Origin of the sequence: Devosia sp., assembly GCF_017307565.1 — a bacterium.
In the GTDB taxonomy this organism is placed as follows: Bacteria; Pseudomonadota; Alphaproteobacteria; order Rhizobiales; family Devosiaceae; genus Devosia.
The window spans coordinates 1-1,168 of record NZ_JAFKHD010000372.1 but is presented as its reverse complement, the minus strand read 5'-3'; the positions used below and the strand labels follow the sequence as shown (position 1 = coordinate 1,168).

Sequence of the window (1,168 nt, the reverse complement as noted above, 5' to 3'; positions counted from 1 at the left end):
TATCGATGTGCTCGGCGGCGATTTCGTAGCGGAGGGAGTGGTCAGGGTGCTGGGCGCGGCCGTAGTTGCGGGCGGAGCCTTCGAGCGGGGAGGTGACGGCGTTCCAGCCGGCACGGCCATTGCTGAGGAGATCGATGGAGCCGAACTGGCGGGCGACGGTGAAAGGGTCGCTGTAAGACGTTGAGAGTGTACCGACCAGACCGATCTTGCTGGTGGTGGCAGCGAGGGCCGAGAGCAGGGCGATGGGCTCGAAACGATTGAGGAAATGCGGGATGGACTGCTCGTTGATGTAGAGGCCGTCGGCGACGAAGGCGAAGGCGATACCTGCGGCCTCTGCCTTGAGGGTCTGGTCAAGCAGAAACTGAAAATTGACCGACGCATCGGAGGGGCCGCTCGGGTGCTTCCAGGCGTTCATGTGTCCGCCCGGGCCGTGCAGCATCAGGCCGAAGGGAATGCGGTTCTGACTCATTTGGATCTCCAGAGATCAGGCGAAAAGGGCGGTGGGGGGCGTCTCGCGCGCGGACGGGACGGACTGCGTCCACGCTGATGAGATCAGCTCGATGGCGTCGAGGCGGCTGTCGCCGGGATTGGCGAGATCGAGGATGAATTCCTCGATGCCGTATTGGCGGGCGAGGGCGTTGGTGTTGGCGATGATGTCGTGTCCGGTGCCGGCTAAGACATTGGCCTTGCGTTTTTCTACCGTGTAGTCGGTGACGCCGGCCTGGCGAGCGTATTCGGCGGCCTGCGCCTCGCTGCCGACCGTGACGCTCTGGCTACCGGGAATGGTGACCCGATAGGGCGTGAAGGCTTCGGCGCTTTCGCGGGCCTTGTCGCCATCGGCGGAGACGATCGCTGCCAATGCGACGATGGGCGTACGATGGGCGAGATCGCGATAGGTGGAAATGGCTGAGGCGAGGGCGACGTCGTCGCCATTGAGATGTCGGGCGAAGACGAAATGCCAGCCGAGCTCGGCGGCCAATGTCGCGCTTTCCACCGATGCACCGAGGAGGAATTTCTCGCTTCCCGCGATGGGTATCGGTGTCGCGGCCAGGCCTTCGGTACGGGTGCCCTTGCCCCCACCGAGATAGGCGTCGAGTTCACGCAACTGGTTGGCGAAGTCGGGGCGATTTTCACTGGCGCGGCTGGCTTGCAGAGCCCGGGTGGACAG

At 64.0% G+C, this 1,168-nt stretch carries 1 protein-coding gene and 1 pseudogene; both read right to left on the bottom strand.

Annotation, left to right across the window (positions count from 1 at the left end; genetic code table 11):
* On the bottom strand, positions 1-469 hold a 469-nt coding region (locus J0I64_RS15400), incomplete at its 3' end, for an LLM class flavin-dependent oxidoreductase (protein WP_291409810.1).
* 15 nt (positions 470-484) lie between these two features.
* Positions 485-1,168 (bottom strand): annotated as a pseudogene (locus J0I64_RS15395) (alkanal monooxygenase); the annotation flags it as partial.